At 41.2% G+C, this 24,764-nt stretch carries 23 protein-coding genes and 1 pseudogene; 17 read left to right on the forward strand and 7 right to left on the reverse strand.

Going from position 1 to position 24,764, the window contains the following annotated elements; translation table 11 throughout:
• Positions 1-19 precede the first annotated feature (19 nt).
• Entirely contained in the window at positions 20-880 is an 861-nt protein-coding gene (locus PR725_RS04685; RefSeq protein ID WP_004912361.1) for a hypothetical protein, read from the forward strand.
• 9 nt (positions 881-889) lie between these two features.
• Here the strand turns inward: PR725_RS04685 and PR725_RS04690 are convergent, their stop codons facing one another.
• The 4 genes from PR725_RS04690 to PR725_RS04705 all read right to left on the reverse strand — a co-directional run bounded on the left by PR725_RS04690 (position 890) and on the right by PR725_RS04705 (position 4,814).
• On the reverse strand, positions 890-1,342 hold the full coding sequence (locus PR725_RS04690; protein ID WP_211889071.1) for a hypothetical protein: 453 nt from the start codon (positions 1,340-1,342) through the stop codon (positions 890-892).
• Positions 1,343-1,879: 537 nt separating this feature from the next.
• The gene (locus PR725_RS04695; RefSeq protein WP_196718719.1) at positions 1,880-3,385 is read right to left on the reverse strand and encodes a tripartite tricarboxylate transporter permease; all 1,506 of its coding nucleotides are present in this window, start codon (positions 3,383-3,385) and stop codon (positions 1,880-1,882) included.
• Between the two features lie 11 nt (positions 3,386-3,396).
• The gene (locus PR725_RS04700) at positions 3,397-3,828 is read right to left on the reverse strand and encodes a tripartite tricarboxylate transporter TctB family protein (protein WP_109911536.1); all 432 of its coding nucleotides are present in this window, start codon (positions 3,826-3,828) and stop codon (positions 3,397-3,399) included.
• A gap of 11 nt (positions 3,829-3,839) precedes the next feature.
• The gene (locus PR725_RS04705) at positions 3,840-4,814 is read right to left on the reverse strand and encodes a Bug family tripartite tricarboxylate transporter substrate binding protein (RefSeq protein WP_004912350.1); all 975 of its coding nucleotides are present in this window, start codon (positions 4,812-4,814) and stop codon (positions 3,840-3,842) included.
• Between the two features lie 311 nt (positions 4,815-5,125).
• On the opposite strand from PR725_RS04705, the gene tctD reads away from it, so the two are divergent.
• Positions 5,126-5,794 (forward strand): transcriptional regulator TctD, encoded by a 669-nt coding sequence (gene tctD, locus PR725_RS04710; protein WP_109911538.1) that lies wholly within the window; start codon positions 5,126-5,128, stop codon positions 5,792-5,794.
• The gene (locus PR725_RS04715) at positions 5,791-7,218 is read left to right on the forward strand and encodes a sensor histidine kinase (protein ID WP_109911539.1); all 1,428 of its coding nucleotides are present in this window, start codon (positions 5,791-5,793) and stop codon (positions 7,216-7,218) included. The genes tctD and PR725_RS04715 overlap by 4 nt, the downstream gene beginning before the upstream one ends.
• A 65-nt stretch (positions 7,219-7,283) precedes the next feature.
• Here the strand turns inward: PR725_RS04715 and PR725_RS04720 are convergent, their stop codons facing one another.
• Both PR725_RS04720 and PR725_RS04725 read right to left on the reverse strand, forming a co-directional pair.
• Positions 7,284-8,000 (reverse strand): hypothetical protein, encoded by a 717-nt coding sequence (locus PR725_RS04720; RefSeq protein ID WP_211889069.1) that lies wholly within the window; start codon positions 7,998-8,000, stop codon positions 7,284-7,286.
• A 700-nt stretch (positions 8,001-8,700) separates the two neighbouring features.
• Positions 8,701-9,621: a DMT family transporter gene (locus PR725_RS04725; protein ID WP_109911541.1), complete on the reverse strand. Its 921-nt coding sequence runs from the start codon at positions 9,619-9,621 to the stop codon at positions 8,701-8,703.
• Positions 9,622-9,722: 101 nt separating this feature from the next.
• Here PR725_RS04725 and PR725_RS04730 point away from each other — a divergent pair, with 101 nt between their 5' ends.
• The 12 genes and pseudogenes from PR725_RS04730 (at position 9,723) to PR725_RS04785 (ending at position 21,421) form a co-directional block, all read left to right on the forward strand.
• On the forward strand, positions 9,723-10,535 hold the full coding sequence (locus tag PR725_RS04730; protein WP_004912323.1) for a helix-turn-helix transcriptional regulator: 813 nt from the start codon (positions 9,723-9,725) through the stop codon (positions 10,533-10,535).
• An 86-nt stretch (positions 10,536-10,621) separates the two neighbouring features.
• Positions 10,622-11,758 (forward strand): 4-phosphoerythronate dehydrogenase PdxB, encoded by a 1,137-nt coding sequence (pdxB, locus tag PR725_RS04735; RefSeq protein WP_109911542.1) that lies wholly within the window; start codon positions 10,622-10,624, stop codon positions 11,756-11,758.
• 74 nt (positions 11,759-11,832) lie between these two features.
• Positions 11,833-12,843: an aspartate-semialdehyde dehydrogenase gene (locus PR725_RS04740; RefSeq protein ID WP_004912316.1), complete on the forward strand. Its 1,011-nt coding sequence runs from the start codon at positions 11,833-11,835 to the stop codon at positions 12,841-12,843.
• Positions 12,843-13,658 (forward strand): tRNA pseudouridine(38-40) synthase TruA, encoded by an 816-nt coding sequence (gene truA / locus PR725_RS04745; protein ID WP_272567841.1) that lies wholly within the window; start codon positions 12,843-12,845, stop codon positions 13,656-13,658. The genes PR725_RS04740 and truA overlap by 1 nt, the downstream gene beginning before the upstream one ends.
• Positions 13,659-13,723: 65 nt before the next feature.
• Positions 13,724-14,410 carry a DedA family protein gene (locus PR725_RS04750; RefSeq protein ID WP_042851864.1) on the forward strand — a complete coding sequence of 229 codons (687 nt, stop codon included), beginning with the start codon at positions 13,724-13,726 and terminating at the stop codon, positions 14,408-14,410.
• A 104-nt stretch (positions 14,411-14,514) separates the two neighbouring features.
• Positions 14,515-15,486 (forward strand): acetyl-CoA carboxylase, carboxyltransferase subunit beta, encoded by a 972-nt coding sequence (accD, locus tag PR725_RS04755; RefSeq protein ID WP_272567844.1) that lies wholly within the window; start codon positions 14,515-14,517, stop codon positions 15,484-15,486.
• Complete coding sequence (gene folC, locus PR725_RS04760; protein WP_272567847.1) at positions 15,476-16,765, forward strand: bifunctional tetrahydrofolate synthase/dihydrofolate synthase; 1,290 nt, start codon at positions 15,476-15,478, stop codon at positions 16,763-16,765. The genes accD and folC overlap by 11 nt, the downstream gene beginning before the upstream one ends.
• A gap of 5 nt (positions 16,766-16,770) precedes the next feature.
• Positions 16,771-17,412, forward strand: coding sequence for a cell division protein DedD (gene dedD, locus PR725_RS04765; RefSeq protein ID WP_004912302.1), 642 nt, complete (start codon positions 16,771-16,773; stop codon positions 17,410-17,412).
• 179 nt (positions 17,413-17,591) lie between these two features.
• Entirely contained in the window at positions 17,592-18,095 is a 504-nt protein-coding gene (cvpA, locus tag PR725_RS04770) for a colicin V production protein (RefSeq protein WP_004912301.1), read from the forward strand.
• Between the two features lie 14 nt (positions 18,096-18,109).
• The gene (purF, locus tag PR725_RS04775) at positions 18,110-19,627 is read left to right on the forward strand and encodes an amidophosphoribosyltransferase (protein ID WP_004912298.1); all 1,518 of its coding nucleotides are present in this window, start codon (positions 18,110-18,112) and stop codon (positions 19,625-19,627) included.
• Between the two features lie 373 nt (positions 19,628-20,000).
• A pseudogene (locus PR725_RS04780) lies at positions 20,001-20,744 on the forward strand (YwqG family protein).
• Positions 20,745-20,848: 104 nt separating this feature from the next.
• Positions 20,849-21,421: a UbiX family flavin prenyltransferase gene (locus PR725_RS04785; protein ID WP_004912293.1), complete on the forward strand. Its 573-nt coding sequence runs from the start codon at positions 20,849-20,851 to the stop codon at positions 21,419-21,421.
• Positions 21,422-21,424: 3 nt separating this feature from the next.
• Here PR725_RS04785 and PR725_RS04790 read toward each other — a convergent pair whose 3' ends face one another.
• Entirely contained in the window at positions 21,425-22,336 is a 912-nt protein-coding gene (locus tag PR725_RS04790; protein WP_109911545.1) for a TIGR01777 family oxidoreductase, read from the reverse strand.
• A gap of 399 nt (positions 22,337-22,735) precedes the next feature.
• Here PR725_RS04790 and yfcD point away from each other — a divergent pair, with 399 nt between their 5' ends.
• Positions 22,736-23,278: an NUDIX hydrolase YfcD gene (gene yfcD / locus PR725_RS04795; RefSeq protein ID WP_004912292.1), complete on the forward strand. Its 543-nt coding sequence runs from the start codon at positions 22,736-22,738 to the stop codon at positions 23,276-23,278.
• A 238-nt stretch (positions 23,279-23,516) separates the two neighbouring features.
• Positions 23,517-24,761 carry a M24 family metallopeptidase gene (locus PR725_RS04800; protein ID WP_196719434.1) on the forward strand — a complete coding sequence of 415 codons (1,245 nt, stop codon included), beginning with the start codon at positions 23,517-23,519 and terminating at the stop codon, positions 24,759-24,761.
• The last annotated feature ends 3 nt before the right edge of the window (positions 24,762-24,764 follow it).

A 24,764-nucleotide genomic window follows, 5' to 3' on the forward strand; every position in this document is an offset into this window, starting at 1 on the left:
ATTGATATAGGAATAAGTTATGGGTATTAAAACTCTCATTTATAAACTCAACAATAGTTCTAGCAAGATGCTTGAAGTCTATAAGAAAAATCCATCCGAAGCCAATAAGAAAAATTTACTTAGCATGGTAATTTCTAAAATAAATAATACATACAGTCAGTATGGGTGGGATATTGAATCGGAAAATAAAGAGAAAATTACAAAGCAAATTAATATTATAAATAGCTTTATAAGTATTAATACAGAAAAATCAAATACCAAAGAGTTGAGAAGTAGTCCCCTTATACAAATTAAATCAGAACATAAATTAGATAGGCTTGCAGCATACTATGATTATTCAAATAAAATAATAACTGCTGAGGATATGTCAAAACTTTTACTTAATAGTACCTATGATGGAACTATTCATATTAGTAGTGCAAATATTGATTTTTCAGGTTCAAATCTATCGAACACAGTTGTGGATACAAGCAACAACATGCCTTTGCTAAGAGCGAATTTTTCTGATGCAATAGCTGAAAATACACAGATTAAAATCCCAGTTAAGGTAGATGTTGATTACAATTTTACCAATGCTAATTTAAAGGGTGCTAAAATAACTCTAGATATTGATTATGATAATTTGAGTGATACTGTTATGAATAGCCTATTTGGTAGTGATAGCACCAATTATAAAAGTGTTTTTAGTTCAATATCGACAATTGACAATAAATATCTTGGGATTAAACAAGCAGCATTTAAGATGCTTGCGAAAGCATATGCTGGAAGAAAGGATTATTTTGAAAAAAACAGAGTGATTAAACAATATTTTTTGGAGCAATATCGTGACATTAATATGGTACTAGAAGAGAAGCAATATACTGGTAACCACGCTGTTTAACTAAATTAACTAATCTCCATCACTTCCCCCTGAATCGGATGATGAACAATCAGAACTTGAGTTATCATTAGAACAATAATGGCTACTTGAGCGGTGGTTACCATCACTGGATGTGCTGTCATAATAAGGGGGCGTGTAGCTTGAACTCGCATTATTTGAATTCACTCGACATGCAGTTTCTTTCACATTTTTACGCACTTCAAATATTCGACTTTTGCCTTTCGACCAGCCAATAGTCACTAAAGTGATATTTTTCTTTACGCTGATATGCAGCATTTTCCCACAAAAAATATGCATTTTACCCAGCGCTTTTATTTGGATATAACCGCTGTCTTTTTCCGTGATAGTTACGGGCTTTTGGCTATGAATGGTGTAACGGTCACCATAGACATCAATGGTACGTGTATACGCTAACGGTTTCGGCTGGATATTAAAAAGGACAAAAAATAATCTATCGAACATAAAGTTTAATATTTTAATGAATGAGTCTAACAAAATAATTCATCAAAAGTCTTTCTTCACTCGTCTTTGTCTGATTAAACAGTTGTAGTTCATTGTTCGAATAATAAATCATCACTTTATGCAATTTTTGGTGGGGTGTTTATGCCATGATGACGACGAGATTAAAGACATTAGGGGGTTATATGAATTTCACAAGATGTAGATATTGGAAAAATGACTTTAATATTTTAACTCATCATGTACTTAAAATTATTACCACGAAATTTAGTAACATGATTTATAGAGTGAGAAATTGTTTTATTTCTTGCCCATTATTTACTAAAAAGCACACAAATAGGCCACAGATAAACGGCCATGTACTGCCTAATTTTAACTATCGAAACGAAGTGCTAGCCAGTGCTAGCCAAGTCCTTCGCTCTCAAGAGTCGCTGTGCTAAACATATTCAAAATAAAGTCGAAATATACAATTTAAGTAAAAAAATGCCCCAAAATCACACTGGGGCAAAGTTTTACAGAGATGTTATGAACAACAATCAACTATGAAGTAGCTGGCTGTTTACGTTTACGAATACGCTTTACAATAGGCGGAAGAATTAGCACTAATACTGCCAGTATTAATAAACTTTGAGAAATCGTACTGCTCCAAAGAATATCGAAATTTCCATTACTGATGGATAATGAACGGCGTAAGTTTTGTTCTAGCATTTCACCTAATACAAACCCTAAGATTAATGGCGACAATGGGAAGTTCATTTTTCGTAGAATAAACCCAAATACGCCAAGCCCCATCATGAGTAACAAATCAAATGTCGTACTGTGAACGGCATATACCCCGACAGCAGAAATGCAAGCAATAGCAGGGACTAAAAACCATAATGGAACCGTTAGCATCCGTGTGAATAAGCCAATTAATGGAATATTCATGATGAGCAGAACTACGTTAGCAATTAATAAAGCCGCAATTAACCCCCACACAATATCAGGTTGCTCAGTAAACATACCTGGGCCTGGGGTGATATTATAGAGCGTTAGCGCCCCCATCATTACTGCAGTTGTCCCCGACCCCGGAACGCCAAGGGTTAACATTGGGATAAATGAGCCACAGGCAGAGGCATTATTGGCTGCTTCTGGTGCAGCGACACCGCGAACATCGCCATTACCAAAATCGCCTTTTTCGCCACTGATTTTCTTTTCAGTCATATAGGTTATGGCACTGGCAATGGTGGCGCCGGCACCTGGTAAGACGCCAACAAAGAACCCAATAAAAGAGGAGCGTAAAGCAGGGCCAGCACACGCTTTGGCCTCTTTGCGATTAAACAGCATTCTGCCTGTTTTACGGATCAGCCCTTGTCCTGTTGCCGTGCCTTCGAGCATCAATAAAATTTCGCTAACAGAGAACAAACCAATAACCACGACGATAAATTGCACGCCATCCGATAAATGTACGCTATCAAAGGTAAAACGATATTCCCCAGAGTTGGCATCTACGCCCACAGTAGCAAGTGATAAGCCAATTAATGCCGCCAATAGTGATTTGATTGGGTTTTGGCTCATCATACTGCCCAAACAGGCAATAGCAAAAACCATCAAAGCGAAATACTCAGCAGGCCCGAAAGCCAAAGACCATTGCGCTAATAAAGGAGCAAATAAAATAATACCCACAATCGCAATCGTTGAGCCAAGGAATGAACTCACTGCAGAAATTGACAGTGCAACACCACCTTTACCTTGTTTTGCCATTGGGTAACCATCTAGCGTGGTCATGATTGCAGCGGCATCACCAGGGACATTGAGTAATATGGATGAGATACGTCCACCATATTCACAACCTAAATAAACCGTGGCGAGTAAGATTAATGCAGACTCGGCCGGTAATTTAAGTGCAAAGGCCAGCGGTAGCAAAATAGCGACACCATTAATTGGGCCGAGGCCGGGAAGCATCCCAACGATAGTACCGATAAAACAGCCAATTAAGGCGATCAAGATATTTTGAGGAACAAGAGCAACCTCAAAACCTTGTGATAGGTACATCCAAGTTTCCATGATTTCGTTCCTTAATTAAGCAAGCTACCAATAGGTAAGGTTACATCTAGCCATTTATCAAAGGCATAGAATAGAAAGATACCTAAGACGGGGCCGGAAATAACCGCGGCGATAGGTGTTGCGCCAAATAGCAGGGCAATACTAATGGTGAGCAAACTGGTGGCAATCGGGAACCCCAACCATTCAAAAGCCCATGCATAGATAACAAGTGCAACGACTAATAAAACTAAACGACGTAATACATAGGGTTTTGGCCACTCAACGGCTTCTTGCTTGCCAAATAATAAGGCAAGGGCACAAAGCGCCATTAAAGAGAGTATGACAACCGGAAAAGGGCGGGGGCCCAGTGGTTCATAACTAAACTCACTCTGGATCCCCCAACCAATATAAATTCCGATAGCACACAGTATTAGCCAAACTATGGCAAATATGCGTTGGCTCATCGTTCACCCCATTATTTGGCTAAACCGAAGGCACGGGCTTGTTCACGGTATTGCTCGATTTCTTTTTTGACATAACTATCGAGTTCTTGCCCGGTTAAGTTGTATTCAAATAAGCCGCGGAGTTCGCGTTGTTTTTTGAATTCGTCGGTTTGTTGCAGTTTTTGGAAGGCTTCAACCCATTGGTTATAATCGGCATCAGACACTTTGGGGCCCATATAGAAGCCGCGGATGATTGGCCAGACAATGTCATAGCCTTGTTCTTTGGCTGTTGGGATGTCAGATAAACCATCTTCAAGGCGTTTATCTGAGTAGACAGCAAGGATACGAATTTTACCTTCATTGATATATGGCGTCATTTCGCTGATATCCCCTGAAAGGACTTGAATATGGTTGCCCAGTAGTGCCGTTAAGGTTTCACCGCCCCCTTCAAAAGCTACGTAACGCATTTTGCGAGGGTCAATATCAATGGCTTTGGCTAACAAGGCCGTTTTCATCCAATCTTGGCTACCAATCGACCCTCCAGCACCAAAGACGATGCTGTTCGGATCCTTTTTGAAGGTATCCATTAAATCTTTCAGAGTCTTATAAGGTGAATCTGCACGCACGGCAATCATACCGTAATCGCTTCCTACACTAGCCAGCCAACGCACATCGTTTTCGTTATAGCGACCAAACTTACCTTGAGCAAGATTGAGTAAAGAACCGCCGGAGAAAGCAACAATGGTGCCGGGTTCAGCAGGGCGTTGAGCGACTATGGCGTTATAAGCGACCGCGCCAATACCGCCAGGCATGTAGGTCACTCGCATTGGTTTTTCGATTTCTTTGGTTTCTAATAGGGAAACTTGGACTAATTTACAGGTTAAATCAAAACCACCGCCGGGTTTGGCGGGAGCAATACATTCGGTGCGCTCAGGTAGGGCATTTGCTTGGTTGATGCCAACTAAAAATATTGCTGTTGCTAAGGCCTTCAGTGTGAATTTTTTCATTCTTTTTTCCTTACTAAGACAATAATTAGAGGTATATATTGTTTACTTCTTGTTGTGTTGGTATGGCATCATTGACCGACGAAGCTTTCATTTACCTTTCATTAACAAATATTATTATTTTTATGTGATATATATCAGATTGTTTTGTATTTTTGCTTTTTTGTTATGTTAACTTAATGTTAAATTAATCACGTTAATGGTGTTTATTAACAATAGTTGTGATGGATACAGTAAATATGCGCACATTTGCTTTCCATTCATTCAATGGAATGCCAACGTATACTGATAAATAATTATAATGAGTATGCGGAATGAGAATTTTATTGGTTGAAGATCATGACGAATTGTCATTATGGTTACAGAAGGCTTTGTCGTCATCTGGGTTTGCAGTTGATGTTGCTAGTGATGGCGCGATAGCAGACCAGCTATTACAAACTGAGCACTATGAATTAGTCGTGTTAGATGTATCACTTCCGAGAATGAGTGGGCTTGAGGTATTAGCGCAAATGCGCAAACGTCATCAAGAAACCCCAGTCTTGTTATTAACGGCGAATTCAGACGTGGCCGATCGAGTTCAAGGGCTAAATGCAGGGGCTGATGACTACCTGACTAAACCTTTTGATATTGCGGAATTAGAAGCACGTCTTCGCGCTTTATTGCGACGTAGTCAAGGGCAAGTGAATGAATCACAACAGTTTGGTTTGCTTAGTTACCATGAGGACGGTTATTTCTTATTAGGACAAGAACCACTTGGCTTGACGCCAAGAGAATATGCGGTGTTAAACACCTTATTTCATCGACGAGGGCGCCCTGTTTCTAAAATGCAATTATTTGAGCAGGTGTTTTCGTTGTCAGATGAAGCCAATTTACAAAGTATTGAGTTATATGTTCACCGTGTTAGAAAAAAACTTGCTGGTTCGGATGTTAATATCAATACCTTACGCGGATTGGGATACCGATTAGAGCAGTGTAGTGTATGAAATTAGTCTCTCATCCACGCTCTCTCTTTCATCAGTTGCTGCTCTTTTTCGGTATCCCCCTCATTTTATTGGGGAGTTTTTCGGTTTATACGCACTACTACAGTGCAAAAAATGCCGCAAACTTAGCCTATGACCGCACATTATTAGCTTCAGCTCGAACCGTCGCGGAGCGCTTGCAAGTTGTCGATGGGCACCTCTCAGTCAGTGTGCCTTATGTGGTGCTTGATAGCTTCGAGCTAAATAATAATGACCGAATTTTTTATCAAGTTATTTCTCCCGGTGGTGAAACTATTTCTGGTTATGATGACTTACCGCCGATTCCCCCGTATTGGATGCGCTCACAGCATTATACTGCGCTAGTTTATTTTTATGATGCGCAGTACAAAGGCTTGCCTATCCGTATTGCTGCATTTTATCAACCGATTAATGAAGGCGGTATCACTGGGATGGTTGAAATCCGTGTGGCGGAAACAGTTTATTCGCGACAAGATCTTGCTAATCAATTATTAATTTCTGCCCTGATGAGCCAAGGTACTGTGGTGTTTTTAACTTTGGTACTTGCCTATATTTTACTTAGTAAGTTATTGGCACCGCTAAAAAAATTGTCCCATTTAATGTTAAGCCGTTCCGCTAATGATTTAACCCCTTTGCCTGATTTGCTGCCGTGGTCTGATTTATCACCATTAATTGATGCATTAAACCGCTATATTTCCCGCCTAAAGCGGATGGTTCGACGGCAAGAACGGTTTAGTGCGGATGCCTCTCACCAACTTAAAACGCCGCTAACTGTCCTCAAAACACAGGTTTCTGTTGCGATTAATAGTCAGGATGAAACCCAACGGCAACAGAGTTTACAAGCTATCGATAAAACTCTTGATAACACGATCAATTTGACGGATAGGCTTTTGCAGTTATCACGTTTAAAAGCCCATGAGAAAGAAGCCATTACACAGTATCGTGCTATAAACTTAGTGGATATTGTTCACCAGGCTTGTTTTACTCGGTTACCCCAAGCAGAAAGCCAAAATATTGACTTAGGTTATGAAGGCGCGGAAACAGCATGGATTAAAGGTGAACCTATTTTATTAGCAGAGATGTGTGCAAATTTAATTGATAATGCTATTAAATATACCCCTGCAAATGGGGTGGTCACCGTTCGGGTGGTCAGCAGTGATGACCATCTTCATTGGGTTTTGGAGGTCGAAGATTCAGGCCCTGGGATCCCAGACGCTAAAATTAGCCGTTCTATGGAAGCTTTTACTCGATTAAATAACGCGTTAGGAAAGGAAGGTGCAGGACTAGGTCTCGCTTTAGTGAAAGATATTGCCAGTTATCATGGTTCTGAACCACAGTTATTAAAAAGTGAGTTACTTAATGGATTGTTGGTTAAAATTGCATTTAAAGCAAGCCAAGCGCCACACTGAAAAGAACGCCCTAATTAGGGCGTTCCATTAGTGACAAAGTTTAAGAATAATAAAACTTGATGCACTTAGTTTCGTATTGGCATCAACACCAGTGGTAGTGTTGTATTTGAAGTCTCCGGATTAAAATTGTGATTCGCTGTGTTTTGTTCTAGGTTTGCCATTGTGGATGATAATAGCGATACGGTGTCTACATCATCACTCTTGTCTTTAAGGATGTTATATAGAGCCTCTACGGTTTCTTTTTCTAGTTTTTTTATAAATACATCTATTGATCTTATTTTTAAATCCGTGTTGTATATTTCGTTAAGTAAAGCTGATATATCTTGTGAAATTAAGTTATTATCTTTATTTTCTGAGTGGTCGTGAATGTATTTTACGAGATTGTTTTTTAAATTGGTGATTTTCCCTTCCTGTATATTTATATTGCCAGTATCAATTTGCTCTAATACCTTCATTTCATTTAATTGAGAGTGTTGCTCGATAATGTATAACAATGCATCTCTAATTGTTTGATAGTAGGATTCTTCGCTGACGTCGGATATAGCGGACTTTAATGGAACATAATTATGAACGTTAGAAATAAAATCATCTCTCATCGCTGTTAGATATTCTCTTTCACGTTGTATATCCGATATATTGATATTTTCTTCATTAAATAGCAGGGTAGCTAATTGGCGAAAGTTATTAACTTCATTATTTTCTGTTTTTGTATTTTTAATTTTTGATTTGTTTTCATCCATTATAGGTATGATTGATGTATTATTTTTTAAGTTTAAATTCATATTAAATGCTCCATATTAATTAGGGGTAATACCCGTAAGTACCAGACAATGAAATATAAATCAACCAAAACAAAATAACTAATTTTTATTTGAAATTAAATTGCAATAAGTATCATTAAAATAATTAGGTGGTTAATTAAATTAGATAATGATTAGGGGGTAAACAAAATTATATCTATTTTAGATAAATAGTTTCATTAGATATTTGGGTAAATAGTGTATTTAATTGAATTTCATCTAGAGAAAATCGAATGTAATATCCATGATGGCAAGCTGGAAGCTTAGCGATATAACAGGTTGACATTATAAACTAGCCACTAGTCCGTAACTGCAAATCGCTCATTGGTTGATGGCAACGAGCACGTCTAAATCGCCACGATCCATTTAGATTTATCGCGTTATCACGGCTTATTGAGTGGAGTTAATACTCCTAAAGGGGTATTTGATTTTGCTTAAGTCTAATTGGAATTCCAGAAGATTCAATCGGATTATCCTTCATCTGAAAAACGGTAATCCGATAAATGATACCAATGATGGGCGAACTAAAGGTGAATTGAGTGATTTTAAAATGTCACAAAGTATTAATAATGAGGAATATTAAAGGAAAATAAACGAAAGAATGAAGAGGATTTCAAACATAGCCCCACAAAGTGGGGCATATGAGTGACGACATTGCATTTATTGCTTTTGTAATTCTATTCTACTGGCAAGAATCTTCTTGAACCACCTTTTTTTCACGGCGGAATAATTCTGTCAGTGGCGTACGTAATTGTTGCGCTAACATTACCCCGAGTAAGACCACGCCACCACCAATTAAATGGTAACTTTTGAGTTCTTCACCTAAGGCGAAAATGGCGATAATGGCGGTGAAAACAGGTGCTAGGTTCATAAAAATGGAGGTTGTATTCGCCCCAAGGCGCATAACTCCTTGGATCCATAATGCAGGAGCCATAATGGAGGCGGCAATACCAGCAAATACCACTAAACCGATATTTTGGCTGTTCAGCGAGACATCTTCAGCTAATAAGAAATTAGGGAATAGCATGATAACGCCAAAGAAAACTTGAACGTAGAGTGAGTCCCAACTGGATAACTGGATTGACCAACGCTTAGTAAGCACACCGTACAGGGCATATGCTGCAGACGCAACTAACATCATGGCTTCCCCTTGGCCTAAGCCTTGTGAGAATAATGCGCTTGGGCTTCCTTGGCTCACTAACCACACTAACCCACATAATGAAAGAATTGAACCTAGCACAATCCCCACGGTAGGAATAACGCGTAGTACAAAGATACTAATAATCACTGTTAATAATGGGATCATGGAGTTCATAATTCCCATAAAAGTAGCGCTCACGCTGTGTGCGGCATAATAAGCTAAACTTTGGTAAAGCATCATCCCTAAAGCGCCCAAAATGGCAAGTTGCCACCAATGCTTCCTGACCATTTTAAAATTTCGAAGCACAGAACGTAATACAAAAGGCGTCATGACAAGCAAGGCCAGCGCCCAACGGTAAAAAGAGATTGCCGCAGGGTCAATAGCGGTTGATGCCGCTTTGTTTACAATGGCATTAATTGACCATAATAAAACCGCAATCAGCGGAAAAAGAAGATTTTTCATTAAAACACTCTCCCATATTAAATGGGCGCTAGTATACATCTGTCCGATTTTTTATATATACTGATAACCAGACAATCGATAACGCTTTTCAGACAGGTACCATGGAAAATTTAAAATCAGACATTTGGCAAATCAGCGAATGTAATATCGCAGAGCCTGAATTGGTTGCTTTTCGGCATGAGCAAACTGCCGCCCTCACTGAGTATAAATCCCATTCGCATCCTTTTGGTCAAATGCTGTATGTGGTGTGTGGCATCATGGAAATGGAGGTGGCTGGTCAACATTATTTAGCACCGCCAGAATTTTGCATTTGGATCCCTGCGAATATTCCCCATGCTAGCTTTAATAAAGAAAGTGTCAAATTTCGAATTATAGATTTTGCTCATGAATACAACCAAGTGCTGGCTCAACGGCCGTGTGTGATTAAGCTTAGCCCGATATTTCAATCAATTATGACGGACATGTATCAACGCGGTATTGTTCAGCCCGAAACAGAGCAAGACTTGCGTTTGGCTCATGTGCTTATTGATCAATTTCCATTGTCTCCCTGCCAAGACACCTATTTGCCTGTTTCAAAAGATAAATTTCTTGCTCCCATCTTATTAGAGTTACAAGGTGACCCAGCAGATAACACGACGTTAGCACAATGGGCAAAACGCTATTATACATCGGAACGCACGTTATCAAGGCGTTGCCAGCAAGAGTTAGGAATGTCGTTTAGTGAATGGCGTCAACGTTTACGCTACCTACATGCCGTTGCCGGGCTAGAAAAAGGAAAAAGTGTACATGAAGTTGCATTGGATGTCGGATATAGCTCGGCATCCGCCTTTATTGCGATGTTCCAACAAATATCAGGTGTCACACCAGATCGCTTTCGAGCGAAAGAATTTACAGTAGAAGGTAACCTCTCATAGGCATCTGGCTTAAACCGTGGCAAAATATTGCTCCACTTATCTATATAACGACACACAACAAACAAGTGATTGATTGGGATAACAGCGTGAAAATTTTAGTCGATGAGAATATGCCATATGCTCAAACTTTATTTAGTGAGCTTGGTGAAGTGAAAGCGGTACCGGGGCGTCCTATACCAGAACAAGAATTAATTGATGCAGATGCATTAATGGTACGTTCTATCACTAAGGTTAATGAATCACTGCTCGGTAATACACCGGTTAAATTTGTTGGAACCGCGACAGCCGGTTTTGACCACATTGATACCGAGTGGTTATCAACCGCAAATATTGGTTTTTCATCAGCACCGGGTTGTAATGCGATAGCGGTCGTTGAATATGTCTTTTCCTCACTATTACTGCTAGCGGAACGCGACAACTTTGATTTGCGTGATAAAACAGTAGGAATTATTGGTGTTGGTAATGTCGGAGGGCGTTTAGCGGCTAGGTTATCGGCTTGGGGAGTCAAAACATTACTCTGTGACCCACCGCGTGCAGCCAAAGGGGACGACGAGCTATTTGTTTCTTTTGAAGATGTGCTCAAGCAAGCTGACGTGATAACCTTCCATACTCCGCTGAATATGTCTGGGGAATATCAAACTTTCCATTTAATGGATGAAACGGGTTTAGCAAAATTACGAGATGGCACCATTTTAATTAACGCAAGTCGAGGTGAGGTGGTTGATAATAAAGCATTATTATCTGTGCTTAATCGCGGGAAAAAAATGAGCGTTATCTTAGATGTGTGGGAGCCAGAACCAGATTTAGACACCGCACTTTTAGCATTAGTGGATATCGGTACTCCGCATATTGCGGGCTATACGCTAGAAGGTAAAGCACGAGGAACGACGCAAGTTTATGAAGCTTACTGCCAGTTTCTCGGCAAATCGTCACAAATTTCCCTTTCATCCTTACTGCCTAAGCCAGATATCAATCAATTGACTTTCAATGGTAAATTAACGCAAAACCAGCTCAAAAGGTTAGTGCATCTCGTGTATGATGTGCGCCGAGATGATGCAGCATTAAGAGCGGTTGCAGGGGTAACAGGCGAATTTGATAAACTGCGCAAAAATTATCAAGAACGTCGTGAATGGTCATCCCTTGAAGTGATTTGTGATGATGAACAAACGGCATCAAAACTCAATGCACTTGGTTTTAAGGCAAGTTTAGTTAGCACAAAATAAATGAGTTAAAATGATCACCTGTTAAATAGCGCCAATTGGGGCTATTTAATTTTTTATTTTTTAGAGGAATAGCCATGACTGAAGGTTGGAATATTGCAGTATTAGGCGCAACCGGTGCTGTAGGTGAAGCTATTATTTCACTGTTACAAGAAAGAGAATTCCCAGTCGGCGAACTGTATTTACTGGCCAGTGAGCGTAGTGCAGGGGAGAGCGTACGTTTTAATGGTAAAAGTATTCAAGTTGAAAATGTGACTGATTTTGATTGGTCACAGGCACAAATTGCCTTTTTTGCAGCTAATGAAGGTGTAAGCCTACAATACGCTGAATTAGCGGCGCAGGAAGGGTGTATTGTCATTGATACTAGCGGCGTATTTGCTCAAGAACCGGATGTGCCACTGATTGTCCCAAATGTGAATCCGCAAGTACTCGCTGATTATCGCAACCGTAATATTATTTCATTGGCTGACAGCTCAGTGAGCCAATTATTAACGGCAATCAAACCGCTGGTGGACGCGGCAGGGTTAGGGCGTATTACTTTAACCAATATGTTGTCGGTTTCCAGTTATGGTAAAGCCGCTGTCGATGAGCTAGCAGGGCAAAGCGCACGTTTATTAAATGGTATCCCTGCGGAAGAAGGCCGTTTTAGTAAGCAATTAGCCTTTAATATGTTGCCATTATTGGCTGACATGGAAGGCAGTGTCGTTCATGAACGTCGCTTGGTTGAGCAAGTGCGTAAGGTACTGCAAGATGATGGCTTACCAGTGGCCGTTAGCTTTATTCAATCCCCTGTTTTTTATGGGAATGCGCAAGTCGTTCATTTAGAAACGTTGCGCCCAATGAGCGCAGAAGAAGCTAACGAAGAACTTGAACGTTTTGAAGATATTCAGGTCTCAGAAGAGGGTGATTATCCTACCCAAGTGACTGAAGCGTCAGGTCATGACCAATTAAGCATTGGTTGTGTACGTAATGACTACGGTATACCCGAAATTTTACAATTTTGGTCAGTGGCTGATAACGTGCGTTTCGGTGGCGCATTGATGGCGGTAGAAACAGCAGAAAAACTGGCTCAGGAGCTGTTTTACTAATGTCTGAGTCTACACAGTTGTATCGAATCGCATTAGGTATTGAATACAACGGCAGTCGTTATTTCGGTTGGCAACGTCAGCAAGAAGTTAAAAGTGTTCAAGGCTGTTTAGAGGACGCTTTGTCAAAAATTGCCGCGGAGCCAATTAGCGTGTTTTGTGCAGGGCGTACTGATGCTGGTGTCCATGCTACGGGGCAAGTGGTGCATTTCGAAACCTCTGCCATTCGTAAAGAAGCGGCTTGGACCATGGGGGCGAATACCCATTTACCCGCGGATATCGCTGTTCGCTGGTGTAAACCGGTGGCTGAAGAGTTTCATGCACGTTTTAGTGCAACAGCGCGTCGATATCGTTACGTGATTTTTAATCATCGTTATCGGCCAGCGATTTTATCGAGTGGTGTAACGCACTTTCATTACCCACTCGATGAAAAAAGAATGCATGAAGCGGCACAGGCACTATTGGGTGAACGTGATTTTACCTCATTCAGAGCAGTCCAGTGTCAGTCGACGTCGCCATGGCGTAATGTGATGCATGTGAATGTCAGCCGCCACGGTAATTATGTGGTGGTAGACATCAAAGCCAATGCATTTGTTCACCATATGGTGAGAAATATTGTCGGAAGTCTGTTGGAGATTGGTTGTGGCAACCAAAGCATTGATTGGATGGCACATCTTCTTGAATTAAAAGACCGTACAAAGGCAGCTGCAACTGCGAGAGCTGAAGGGTTGTATTTGGTGAGTGTCGATTACCCAGAGAAGTTTGAGCTACCTCAGAATGTGATGGGGCCGCTTTTTCTGGCAGATGAACTGATGTAAAGCGAATTTTTATTTATCTCATAATTATTGCAAATAGCATGGATGCTATTATTGATGAGGATTATATGGAATTTATCACTTTTATTATCGACTTTATTTTACACATCGATGTGCACCTTGCTGAACTGGTCAGAGATTATGGTACGTGGGTCTATGGTATCCTGTTTCTGATCCTATTTTGTGAAACAGGGTTAGTGGTCACACCATTTTTACCGGGAGATTCGTTATTATTCGTTGCTGGCGCGATTTCGTCATTAGACAGCAATGACCTGAATGTTCATTTAATGGTCGCGTTGATGATTACGGCGGCGATTATTGGTGATGCGGTAAACTACACCATTGGGCGTATTTTTGGTGAAAAATTATTCAAAAATCCGGACTCGAAGATTTTTCGTCGCGTTTATTTAGATAAAACCCATGCTTTTTATGAAAAACATGGCGGTAAAGCGATTATACTGGCGCGCTTCGTGCCGATCGTCAGAACTTTTGCACCATTCGTTGCAGGAATGGGTAAAATGTCTTATCGTCACTTTGCTTTTTATAATGTGACGGGCGCGTTTATTTGGGTATTATTATTCACTTATGCGGGTTATTTCTTTGGTGAATTACCGTTCGTACAAAAGAATTTGAAATTACTGATAGTCGCGATTATCTTTGTTTCAATTTTGCCGGGCGTTGTTGAAATTATTCGTCATCGCCGAATAGCTGCGAAAGAAAAGCGTGCGGCAGCGCAAAAAATCGATAACCACTAGATGGTTTAACAAGTTTTTATCCACAGTGAGATATCATTGTGGTTTAATGGCAAAAAATTACATACTGGTGATAACCAGAGTGAATCAGACAAAAAGGTCCATTAATGAGCTGGATTGAAAAAATTTTAAAGAAAGGTAACTTGACCCAATCACACAAAGCCAACATTCCAGAGGGAGTTTGGACTAAATGCGATAGCTGCGGGCAAGTATTATATGGTGCTGAATTAGAGCGTAATTTATCCGTGTGTCCAAAATGCGACCACCATATGCGAATTCACGCCCGTCAGCGCTTAGAAACCTTCCTTGATGAAAACTCAACAACAGAATTAGGCAGCGAACTTGAGCCTAAAGATATTCTGAAGTTCAAAGATTCAAAAAAATATAAAGATCGTATTGTTGCAGCACAAAAAGAAACGGGTGAAAAAGACGCGATCGTCGTGATGAAAGGCACGTTGAAAGGCATGCCAGTAGTGGCTGCAGCGTTTGAATTCGCCTTTATGGGCGGTTCAATGGCTTCAGTTGTCGGTGCACGTTTTGTCCGTGCTGTCGAACAAGCTTTGGAAGATAACTGCCCGTTGGTATGTTTCTCTTCAAGTGGCGGTGCGCGTATGCAAGAAGCACTGTTATCATTAATGCAGATGGCCAAAACCAGTGCCGCATTAGCAAAATTGCAAGAGCGTGGCTTACCTTACATTTCAGTATTAACTGACCCAACCATGGGTGGGGTGTCTGCAAGTTTAGCAATGTTAGGTGATATTAACGTGGCAGAGCCGAAAGCGTTAATTGGTTTCGCAGGGCCACGTGTTATCGAGCAAACTGTTCGCGAAAAATTACCGCAAGGCTTCCAACGCAGTGAATTCTTACTTGAGAAAGGCGCGATTGACATGATAGTTCGCCGCCCTGAGATGCGTGACCGTTTAGCTGAAATATTGGCGATGTTAACCAATAAACCAAGCTTTAATGAGACACCAATCATCGTAGCGGAAAAGGTTGAAATCGACATCGATGCCGTTGATGAACTTGATGCCCAAGAGCCAAAAAAGGATTCTGAAAAGCATAAAAAAGATGATGAGTAATCTAATCATTCCTAATGCCAAGTCTCCATTGGAGGCTTGGCTTTCTTATCTTACCGACTTACATAGCCAAAATATTGATATGGGGTTGGAGCGAGTCGGTCAAGTTGCTAGGAAAATGAACCTAACGCAGCCTGCTCCCAAAGTTATCACTGTGACGGGAACCAACGGGAAAGGGACAACTTGTCATACACTAGAGTCCATATTTATGGCGTCTGGGTTAAAAGTTGGGGTATACAGTTCACCGCATCTTATCCGTTATACCGAACGCGTTCGTATTCAAGGCCAAGAACTTCCCGAGTCTGATTTCTGCGAGGCATTTGCCATAATTGAAGCTAAGCGAGCAGATATTTCTCTCACCTATTTTGAATATGGCACTTTGGCGGCGTTACAGCTATTTAAACAAGCTAAACTCGATATTGTGATTTTAGAAGTCGGTTTAGGTGGGCGGTTAGACGCGACAAATGTCGTTGATGCAGATATAGCCGCAATCACCAGTATCGCACTTGATCACACTGATTGGCTTGGTTCAGACCGTGAACATATTGGTTATGAAAAAGCCGGTATCTTCCGTGCTGGCCATTATGGTGTGGTTGGTGAGCCGGATATGCCAGCTTCAATCAGTCAAGTGGCTGAGCATTTAGGTACGAAGCTATTTCGTCGTGGGACGGATTGGCAATACAGTGAGCAAGCAAATAGTTGGTCATGGCAAAGTTCACAGCGTGAATGGCATAATTTACCGTTACCGAATGTGCCTTTAGCGAACGCAGCAACAGCGCTAGGTGTGGTGAGTTGCTTATTGGAAATTGATGCTGATTTTGCCCAAAAAGTGACTGAGTCCGCTATTCATCAAGGTTTGAAATCAGCTCAATTACCGGGGCGCTTCCAAATTGTCGGTGAAAAACCGTTGATGATCTTGGATGTGGCGCATAACCCTCATGCAGCAGGGTACTTAGTTAGTAAATTGGCTGCCTTGCCTGAAACTAAAGGTCGTCATATTCGTGCGGTTGTCGGGATGCTAGGTGATAAAGACATCAAAGGTACGCTTGAGTGTTTATCACAACAAGTCACCGATTGGTACCTTGCGCCATTAACTGAGTTTAGGGGGGCTGATGTGGCTCAACTGAGTCAACATTTACCGACAGCTAACCAGTTTGACAGCGTAGAAAAAGCGTGGCAGCAAGCTTGCATCGATGCAAACGAGCAAGATGTGATTGTGGTGTGCGGGTCATTTCATACCGTTGCTCACGTCATGATGTTATTGGAAAATCAAGAAGGATAGTGCCGGTGGCTAGTAAATTTCAGAATCGACTTGCTGGCGCCATTGTGCTTGTTGCAGTGGGAGTTATTGTGCTTCCTGCTCTGCTTGATGGCGATAAGAAATACAATGAAAATGAATTTGCGGCCATTCCTATTATCCCTAAACCGGGTGATGAAGAAGATATTGAAGCAATAGCGCCTATTGTGAGTACGACTACCACCGCTTCTTCAGAAGGTGCTTCTGAAGCCATGTTGTCAGAAGCCATTACGCAGCAACAAAATGAGCAGGTTGAAACCCGTCCATCGACGACAACTCCTGCGCCGAGCGTAGTTGAACCCGTCAAGCCGGAGCCTAAACCTGAACCTAAAGTTGAGCCGAAACCACAACCAAAACCCGAGCCTAAGCCAGAACCTAAGCCTCAACCACAGGGCAAAGCGTTTGTTGTGCAAGTGATTGCATTGAACAATGCAAGTAAAGTTGAAGAGATTGTCGCTAAACTAAGGTTGTCCGGTTACCAAGTTTATACGGTTCCTGCCAAACCAGTGAATAATAAACTTACACGGATCTACGTTGGGCCTGAGGCTTCAAGGCAGAGGCTAGAAGCAGCTTTACCAGAACTGAATAAGATTACGGGGACGAAAGGGATAATCCAAAGCTATAAACCTTAAAATAGAATTTAAATAATCCCTAAAAGGTAAGGGGATTTAGTAACTTACTGCGGCGATTATGATTTTTTCTTTTCGCCGCTATTTTTTTAAATTTGATAGAAAAATGGTTACGCAAACGTTTTCGTTTTCTGTTAGAATGCACTTCGCTGATGTCGTGAGTGCGAATTTTGGAATGAAATATGGTCTGGATAGATTACACAATTATCGCCATTATTGGCTTCTCGGCACTAGTTAGCTTGATCCGTGGTTTTGTACGAGAGGCGCTCTCTCTGGTTACATGGGGCTGTGCTTTTTTTGTTGCGAGTACGTTTTATCCTTACTTAGCGGGCTACTTTACTCGTTTTGAGGATGTGCTGGTTAGAAATGGCATTGCTATCGCTGCACTGTTTATTGCCACATTAATTGTTGGCGCGGTGGTGAACTATGTGATTAGTTCGTTAGTACAAAAAACCGGGTTATCAGGTACAGATCGAGTTCTGGGGATCTGCTTCGGTGCGCTGCGTGGTGTGTTAATAGTTTCGGCATTACTGTTTTTTCTCGACACATTTACACCATTACCTCAAAGTGAGGATTGGCAGCGTTCGGAACTTATTCCGCAGTTCAGTCATATAATCAGGTGGTTTTTTGACTACCTGCAAAATGCGTCAAGTTTCCTACCGGAGAACATTTCTCCGTCTGGCTGATGAGGAAAGACTAAATGTGCGGTATTGTCGGTATCGCCGGTGTTACACCGGTAAACCAATCAATTTATGATGCTCTCACGGTGCTTCAGCATCGTGGGCAAGATGCAGCAGGTATTGCCACGATTGATGGCAAAAACAACATTCGTTTACGCAAAGCAAATGGTCTTGTTAAAGATGTGTTTGAAACACGTCATATGTTGAGATTACAAGGCTGCATGGGGTTAGGGCATGTCCGTTATCCAACAGCCGGTAGCTCGAGCGCTTCTGAGGCGCAGCCTTTCTACGTAAACTCACCTTTTGGTATTACACTTGCACATAATGGTAATCTGACAAACGCTCATGAGCTCACTCGGAGTTTATTTGAAACAGCGCGTCGCCATGTGAATACTACTTCTGATTCTGAGATATTACTGAACGTATTAGCGCATGAGCTTGATAGGTTTGATCATTTCCCTCTTGAGCCAGACAATGTTTTCAGTGCGGTGTCAGCCATGCACAAAAAACTACGTGGCGCATATGCTTGTGTGGCACTAATTATCGGTCATGGAATGTTAGCTTTCCGTGACCCTCATGGTATTCGCCCATTAGTACTAGGGCGCCGCATTACTGAAAGCGGTGAGCATGAATATATGGTCGCTTCAGAAAGTGTTGCGCTTGATACTTTAGGGTTCGAATTTTTACGCGATGTTGCTCCAGGTGAAGCGGTCTATGTGACAGAAAAAGGGCAATTATTTACACGCCAATGTTCTGATAACCCGCAATTGACCCCATGTATCTTTGAATATGTATATTTTGCTCGCCAAGACTCCTTTATTGATAAAGTGTCTGTGTATAACGCAAGATTACGCATGGGGCAAAAATTGGGCGCCAAAATTGCTCGAGAATGGGAAGATTTAAACATCGATGTGGTAATTCCTATTCCAGAAACATCGTGTGATATCGCACTAGAAATCGCACATATTCTGGATAAACCTTACCGCCAAGGTTTTGTGAAAAATCGTTATGTTGGTCGTACGTTTATCATGCCGGGTCAACAAGAGCGTCGCAAATCAGTCCGTCGTAAGCTCAATGCGAACCGTGCAGAGTTTCGTGATAAAAACGTTTTACTCATTGATGACTCCATTGTTCGCGGCACAACATCTGAGCAAATCGTTGAACTCGCGCGGGAAGCGGGAGCAAAAAATGTTTACTTTGCTTCAGCGGCACCGGAAGTGCGTTTTCCGAACGTATATGGCATTGATATGCCAAATGCAAATGAGTTAATAGCACACGGTCGAGAAGTGGATGAAATTCGCAAACTTATCGGTGCAGATGGGCTAATTTTCCAAGATTTAACCGATTTAGTCGCTGCCGTCCGTGAAGAAAACCCTGAAATCACCGAATTTGAGTGCTCCGTATTTGATGGCATATATGTGACCAAAGATATCGACCAAAGTTATTTAGATTATTTGGAAAACCTACGTAAGGACGATGAGTTAAAGTTGAAGGATCAGAGTGAGGTTGAAGACCTAGAGATTTATAACGAAGGCTAAATTTTCGTCAATTTTCGTCATAGTTTGGGCTACAGCGTTGTTGGCTTCACAAATTCGCCCTAGTCACGTAGTTTTCTACGCTCCTAGGGTCTCTTTGCTAGCCGCCTAGCTGTAACCCTAACTATATAGAAAATCCACAGTGATTCTGATTTTTCCCATCTTTAATCTGTAGCCTAAAATATCAAGAAAACTATGACGTCAAATGAAGGCCTAAGTTACAGTTATATCTGATTTAAAATACGTAAAAATCGAGTAAGCTAGAGGGACATTAACTGCCTATTTGGAGCGATATATGGCTGATTTCAACTCCCTTCCTGATGTGATTAAACCTTTTGTAGATAAAATCAAATCCACTAAAAAATCCCTTGTTGAAATGACGTTAACCCCAGTTGAAGACTATATTTTATGGGATAGTCGTGTCGGGGGAATGCCGTATTTGCCAATAAATGAAAAGTATCCGACGAATAGCGCAGGAACGCCGCTCAAGTTACTTGCCCAAATTAACTTTGCACAAATGCCTAAATTAGAAAATTACCCTGAAAAGGGTATTTTACAGTTTTTTATTGGTGGTGATGACTTATATGGAGCTGACTTTGAACAAAGGCAAAAACAGGAAGATTTCCGCATTATTTATTGGGAAGATATTATTGAAGATGCCAGCCAATTAACTCAAGATTTTTCTGCCGTGATTGTGGCTCATTCCGATGATTACTATACCCCTATAGATCACCAATACAGTATTGAATATACGCCTGCGGAACAGTTCATCAGCATCGATGATTTCCAATTTGGTCAGAAAATATTAGGGGTTGATAACCTCTATGATTATGAGGACCAATTTGACGGTGAAGACTTTTACGACGAATAGGTTGAGCCTTACAGTGATACTTTTGAATCAGGGGCACATTGCATAGGCGGTTATCCGTTCTTCACTCAAACCGACCCAAGAGAATACGAAAAAGATATTCAACAATATGAATTACTTCTCCAAATAAATACCGATTATGAAATAGGGATTATGTGGGGAGATATGGGAGTGGGTAATTTCTTTATTCACCCTGATGACCTGAAGAAAAGAGATTTTAGTCGAGTCGTGTATAATTGGGATTGTGGCTGATGGCTTAAATTTTCGTTATAGATAGGATTGCAGCATTGTTGGTATCTGCAATTTCAGTGAATATTGTATATAATGCGCTGAGTTATCGTGAATAGGGCAGCGAAATGAAAAAACTGATCATTGGGTTAACAGGGGCGAGTGGGGCTATTTATGGCGTCCGTTTGCTTGAAGTGTTGAAGCCTGTCAAAGAGGTAGAAACCCATTTGGTGATGAGTGCAGCTGCCCGCCAAACATTAGCATTAGAAACTGACTACAGTGTAAAAGAGGTTCAGCAGTTAGCTGACCATAACTATGATAGTCGCGATATCGCCGCTGCAATTTCTTCAGGTTCGTTTCGCACTGCTGGAATGGTGATCATGCCCTGCACCATGAAGACACTGTCTGGCATTGTTCATAGCTACACGGATACATTAGTCACAAGAGCTGCCGATGTGGTCCTCAAAGAAGGCAAAAAGCTAGTGCTGGGTGTGCGTGAAACGCCTTTGCATGTTGGCCATTTGCGTTTAATGGTACAAGCGGCAGAGATGGGAGCCGTGATCATGCCTCCGATGCCAGCGTTTTATCACCAACCTGAAACAATCCAAGATATTGTAGACCAAACGGTGAATCGCATCCTTGATCAGTTTGATATCGAACTGGAACAAGACCTATTTCACCGCTGGCAAGGGGTGAAATAACCCTTATTCATCTGTATGTGGAATAAGCAAGTCAGTAAGTGCTTCTTTTAATTCTATATGTTCAAACTGGAATCCTGCTTCTTCCAACCTTTTGGGAATTGCCTGTTGACCACCCAATACCAACGCTGCAGATTCCCCCATGATGGCCTTAATCACAAAAGCGGGTGTTCGCACAAATGAAGGGCGATTGAGAACATCACCTAACGTGGCAGAAAATAAGTCATTATGGACTGGATAAGGTGAGGTCATATTAAAGGGCCCAGAAAGAGTAGGGCTATCCAATAGAAAACAAATTGCCCGAACCATATCGTTGATATGTATCCATGGCATGTATTGTTTTCCGTCACCTATTGGACCTCCCGCTCCCATTTTGAAAATGGGGAGAATTTTAGCCAGTAAACCGCCATTCGCCGATAGCACTAGGCCAGTGCGTAGTAAACAAACGCGAGTTTTTTCCGATTGTGCATTAACGGCTAATGCTTCCCAATGCTGTGTGAGTTGGTGAGTAAATTCATCGTGGGGTTGTTCGTCTTCAGTTACGACTGACTGGCCTTGGTTACCATAATAACCAACAGCAGAACCCGATAAAAATACCTGTGGTGGCGTTTCACTGGCGAGGATTAATTCGCTTAGCTTTTGTGTCAATTTCCAACGACTATCACACAATAACTTTTTTTGTTCTTCGGTCCAGCGCTTATCAGCGATCGGTTCGCCAGCAAGATTAATAACAGCATCAAAGTCATTCAGGTGAGTTTGCTCATTAAGAGACGTCCAGCACTCAACAGCCTTACAAAAATGGCTATAAACTTTTTGCGGAGAACGGCTTAACACAGTAACCTGATGCCCAAGAGAAATCAGTTTTTGGATAAGTGGTGTTCCGATTAGCCCGGTGCCGCCTGTTATGAGTATTTTCATCGCCATCCCCGTTATATTTCAAACCGCAGCGTTGTTGCTTGCGTTCTATCACCTTAGTCACATACTTGTGTATGCTCCTAAAGATGCCATCTCTTAGCGCCTAGCTGCAATTTGAACTATTTAGGGGATATCCCTGAGATCAGTAACAAACTACAGCATTATGATTTAACTATAGCATTTGTGAATACAATTTGTATGATTTGCTTGGAGTATCATAAAGAAACCTGGCTTCATTATCATTGCAATAAAGAAGTGCTTTTTATGATGGCAACTAATTACAAATTCAGCTAGGATCATCTCCATAGGTGCGGATCAATGCGGATTGGTATTGTCTGGCATACAATAATAATCAGTCTAATGATATAAGCATTTTTAGCTTAAAAATAAAAGGTTTACAGGATGGAACAACCAACCGAAGTCGTTGAATGGGTCGATATTGTTGATGAAGACAATACGGTGATTGCTCAGGCAACACGTAGCCAAATGCGGGCAGAAAACCTACGCCACCGTGCAACTTACATTGTTGTTCATGACGGAATGGGCAAAATATTGGTTCAACGACGCACTGATATTAAAGATTTTCACCCTGGTTTCCTCGACGCAACAGCAGGTGGAGTCGTGACAAAAGGGGAAAACATCCTTGATTCTGCAAAGCGCGAAGCTGAAGAAGAGCTGGGTATTGCAGGCGTTCCTTTTGCGGAACATGGCCATTTTTATTTTGAAGATGCGCATTGTCGTGTATGGGGTGGGTTGTTTAGCTGTGTGAGTCATGGTCCATTTGCTTTACAAGAATCTGAAGTTGTTGAAGTCAGTTGGTTGACCCCTAAAGAGATCAGCGCGCGCTGTGATGAATTTACGCCAGATTCACTCAAAGCACTTTCCTTATGGTTAACTCGCAATAATGAGTTAGAAAAAACCATCACTTGTGCTGAAAATTCATAACCGATCAGATTTAAATTATTAAAGGGCTGTTTTATTTAGCCCTTTAATTTTTTTCTCCCAAAATCAAATCTCTAGCAAAGTTAATTTCTGGCTAATATATAACGATTAGTTATAACCAACTTGCATGCTAAACGATGTATTCATTTCCACACTAGATATAATGTGACAGAACTTAACATTTATCGTTTGCGATATGATGCACTGCTTGATGTATATATAACGCTTCGAGAGAATAAAAATGACAATTGATAAACAGAATACTTTTTTGAAACAACAACACCTTGAGAACGTAACCAATAAAGCTCGCGAGATTATGGAGCGTGAAGGAATTGAAGCATTAATCGCAACCGTGGGTGATAACTTCTATCACCTAACCGGTTTTGCGAGCTTCTTTATGTATACTTTCAGGCAAACAGGCTCTGCGATTGCGGTTATTTTTCGCGATCCTTCCATAGAATCATTGGTTATTATGAATGAATTTGAAGCAGCAAACTTGTCACTTCAAATGCCTAATGCAAAGATTAAAACATTTCCAATTTGGGTGGATGTAGACGACCCTTACAACCCGGAAAATGGCAAAGTGGTAAAACCAAGGCCAATTAATAGCCCAATAGAAACAATTTTCAATTTACTCAAAGAAGCGTTGTCTGAAGCGGGGGTTTATGGAAAACCGGTTGCGATTGAATTAAACCAAATTACACATACTGGTAAGGTATGGTTGGATAGGATTATTCCTGGTTTAAATTTGGTTGATTCTTCGCCGTTATTTAATGAATTACGCATGATTAAAAGTGAGTGGGAAATTGCTCATCTCAGAAAATCCGCACAAATTACAGAAGCCGGTATCGCTGCTGCGAGTAAATTAATCAGGGTTGGCTGTACTTCAGCGGAATTAACCGCTGCTTTTAAAGCTAAAGTGATGGAATTCCCTGAAACGAACTATAGTCGCTTCAATTTAATTTCAGTGGGCAGTAATTTTTCACCCAAAATGATCCCAGATGATCAACCAGCAAAAGAAGGTGACTTAATTAAATTTGATTGTGGTGTTGATGTGGCTGGTTACGGTGCAGATATTGCAAGGACATTTGTGGTTGGTCAACCGAATGAAAAAGTCGCTGATATTTATCAAACTATCTTAAAAGGTCATCAATATATGTTAAGCCGAGTTGCACCTGGCGTTGCATTAAGTGATGTTTTTAATGAAACAATGGCTCTCATTCGTTCTTCAGGTTTGCCTCATTATAATCGTGGGCACCTAGGCCATGGTGATGGGGTGTTCGTTGGGTTAGAAGAAGCCCCTTTTGTGAGCGCTGCGACGACAGAAATATTTAGAGCTGGGATGGTGATGAGTTTAGAAACGCCGTATTACGGGATTGGTGTTGGTGGCATTATGATTGAAGATATGCTGCTTATTACTGAAGACGGAGTAGAAATGTTAAGTCATTTGCCTCGTGAATTAATTTCTTTCGGGCCAGTGGAATAAGGG

The organism is Providencia sp. PROV255 (genome assembly GCF_028478065.1).
In the GTDB taxonomy this organism is placed as follows: domain Bacteria; phylum Pseudomonadota; class Gammaproteobacteria; order Enterobacterales; family Enterobacteriaceae; genus Providencia; species Providencia rettgeri.

Bases quoted from the DNA above. Each gene is read 5' to 3' on its own strand.
- PR725_RS04685 (WP_004912361.1), top strand. From the start codon at position 20: ATGGGTATTAAAACTCTCATTTATAAACTCAACAATAGTTCTAGCAAG.
- PR725_RS04690 (WP_211889071.1), bottom strand. From the start codon at position 1,342: ATGTTCGATAGATTATTTTTTGTCCTTTTTAATATCCAGCCGAAACCG.
- PR725_RS04695 (WP_196718719.1), bottom strand. From the start codon at position 3,385: ATGGAAACTTGGATGTACCTATCACAAGGTTTTGAGGTTGCTCTTGTT.
- PR725_RS04700 (WP_109911536.1), bottom strand. From the start codon at position 3,828: ATGAGCCAACGCATATTTGCCATAGTTTGGCTAATACTGTGTGCTATC.
- PR725_RS04705 (WP_004912350.1), bottom strand. From the start codon at position 4,814: ATGAAAAAATTCACACTGAAGGCCTTAGCAACAGCAATATTTTTAGTT.
- tctD (WP_109911538.1), top strand. From the start codon at position 5,126: ATGAGAATTTTATTGGTTGAAGATCATGACGAATTGTCATTATGGTTA.
- PR725_RS04715 (WP_109911539.1), top strand. From the start codon at position 5,791: ATGAAATTAGTCTCTCATCCACGCTCTCTCTTTCATCAGTTGCTGCTC.
- PR725_RS04720 (WP_211889069.1), bottom strand. From the start codon at position 8,000: ATGAATTTAAACTTAAAAAATAATACATCAATCATACCTATAATGGAT.
- PR725_RS04725 (WP_109911541.1), bottom strand. From the start codon at position 9,621: ATGAAAAATCTTCTTTTTCCGCTGATTGCGGTTTTATTATGGTCAATT.
- PR725_RS04730 (WP_004912323.1), top strand. From the start codon at position 9,723: ATGGAAAATTTAAAATCAGACATTTGGCAAATCAGCGAATGTAATATC.
- PR725_RS04740 (WP_004912316.1), top strand. From the start codon at position 11,833: ATGACTGAAGGTTGGAATATTGCAGTATTAGGCGCAACCGGTGCTGTA.
- truA (WP_272567841.1), top strand. From the start codon at position 12,843: ATGTCTGAGTCTACACAGTTGTATCGAATCGCATTAGGTATTGAATAC.
- PR725_RS04750 (WP_042851864.1), top strand. From the start codon at position 13,724: ATGGAATTTATCACTTTTATTATCGACTTTATTTTACACATCGATGTG.
- accD (WP_272567844.1), top strand. From the start codon at position 14,515: ATGAGCTGGATTGAAAAAATTTTAAAGAAAGGTAACTTGACCCAATCA.
- folC (WP_272567847.1), top strand. From the start codon at position 15,476: ATGATGAGTAATCTAATCATTCCTAATGCCAAGTCTCCATTGGAGGCT.
- cvpA (WP_004912301.1), top strand. From the start codon at position 17,592: ATGGTCTGGATAGATTACACAATTATCGCCATTATTGGCTTCTCGGCA.
- purF (WP_004912298.1), top strand. From the start codon at position 18,110: ATGTGCGGTATTGTCGGTATCGCCGGTGTTACACCGGTAAACCAATCA.
- PR725_RS04785 (WP_004912293.1), top strand. From the start codon at position 20,849: ATGAAAAAACTGATCATTGGGTTAACAGGGGCGAGTGGGGCTATTTAT.
- PR725_RS04790 (WP_109911545.1), bottom strand. From the start codon at position 22,336: ATGAAAATACTCATAACAGGCGGCACCGGGCTAATCGGAACACCACTT.
- yfcD (WP_004912292.1), top strand. From the start codon at position 22,736: ATGGAACAACCAACCGAAGTCGTTGAATGGGTCGATATTGTTGATGAA.
- PR725_RS04800 (WP_196719434.1), top strand. From the start codon at position 23,517: ATGACAATTGATAAACAGAATACTTTTTTGAAACAACAACACCTTGAG.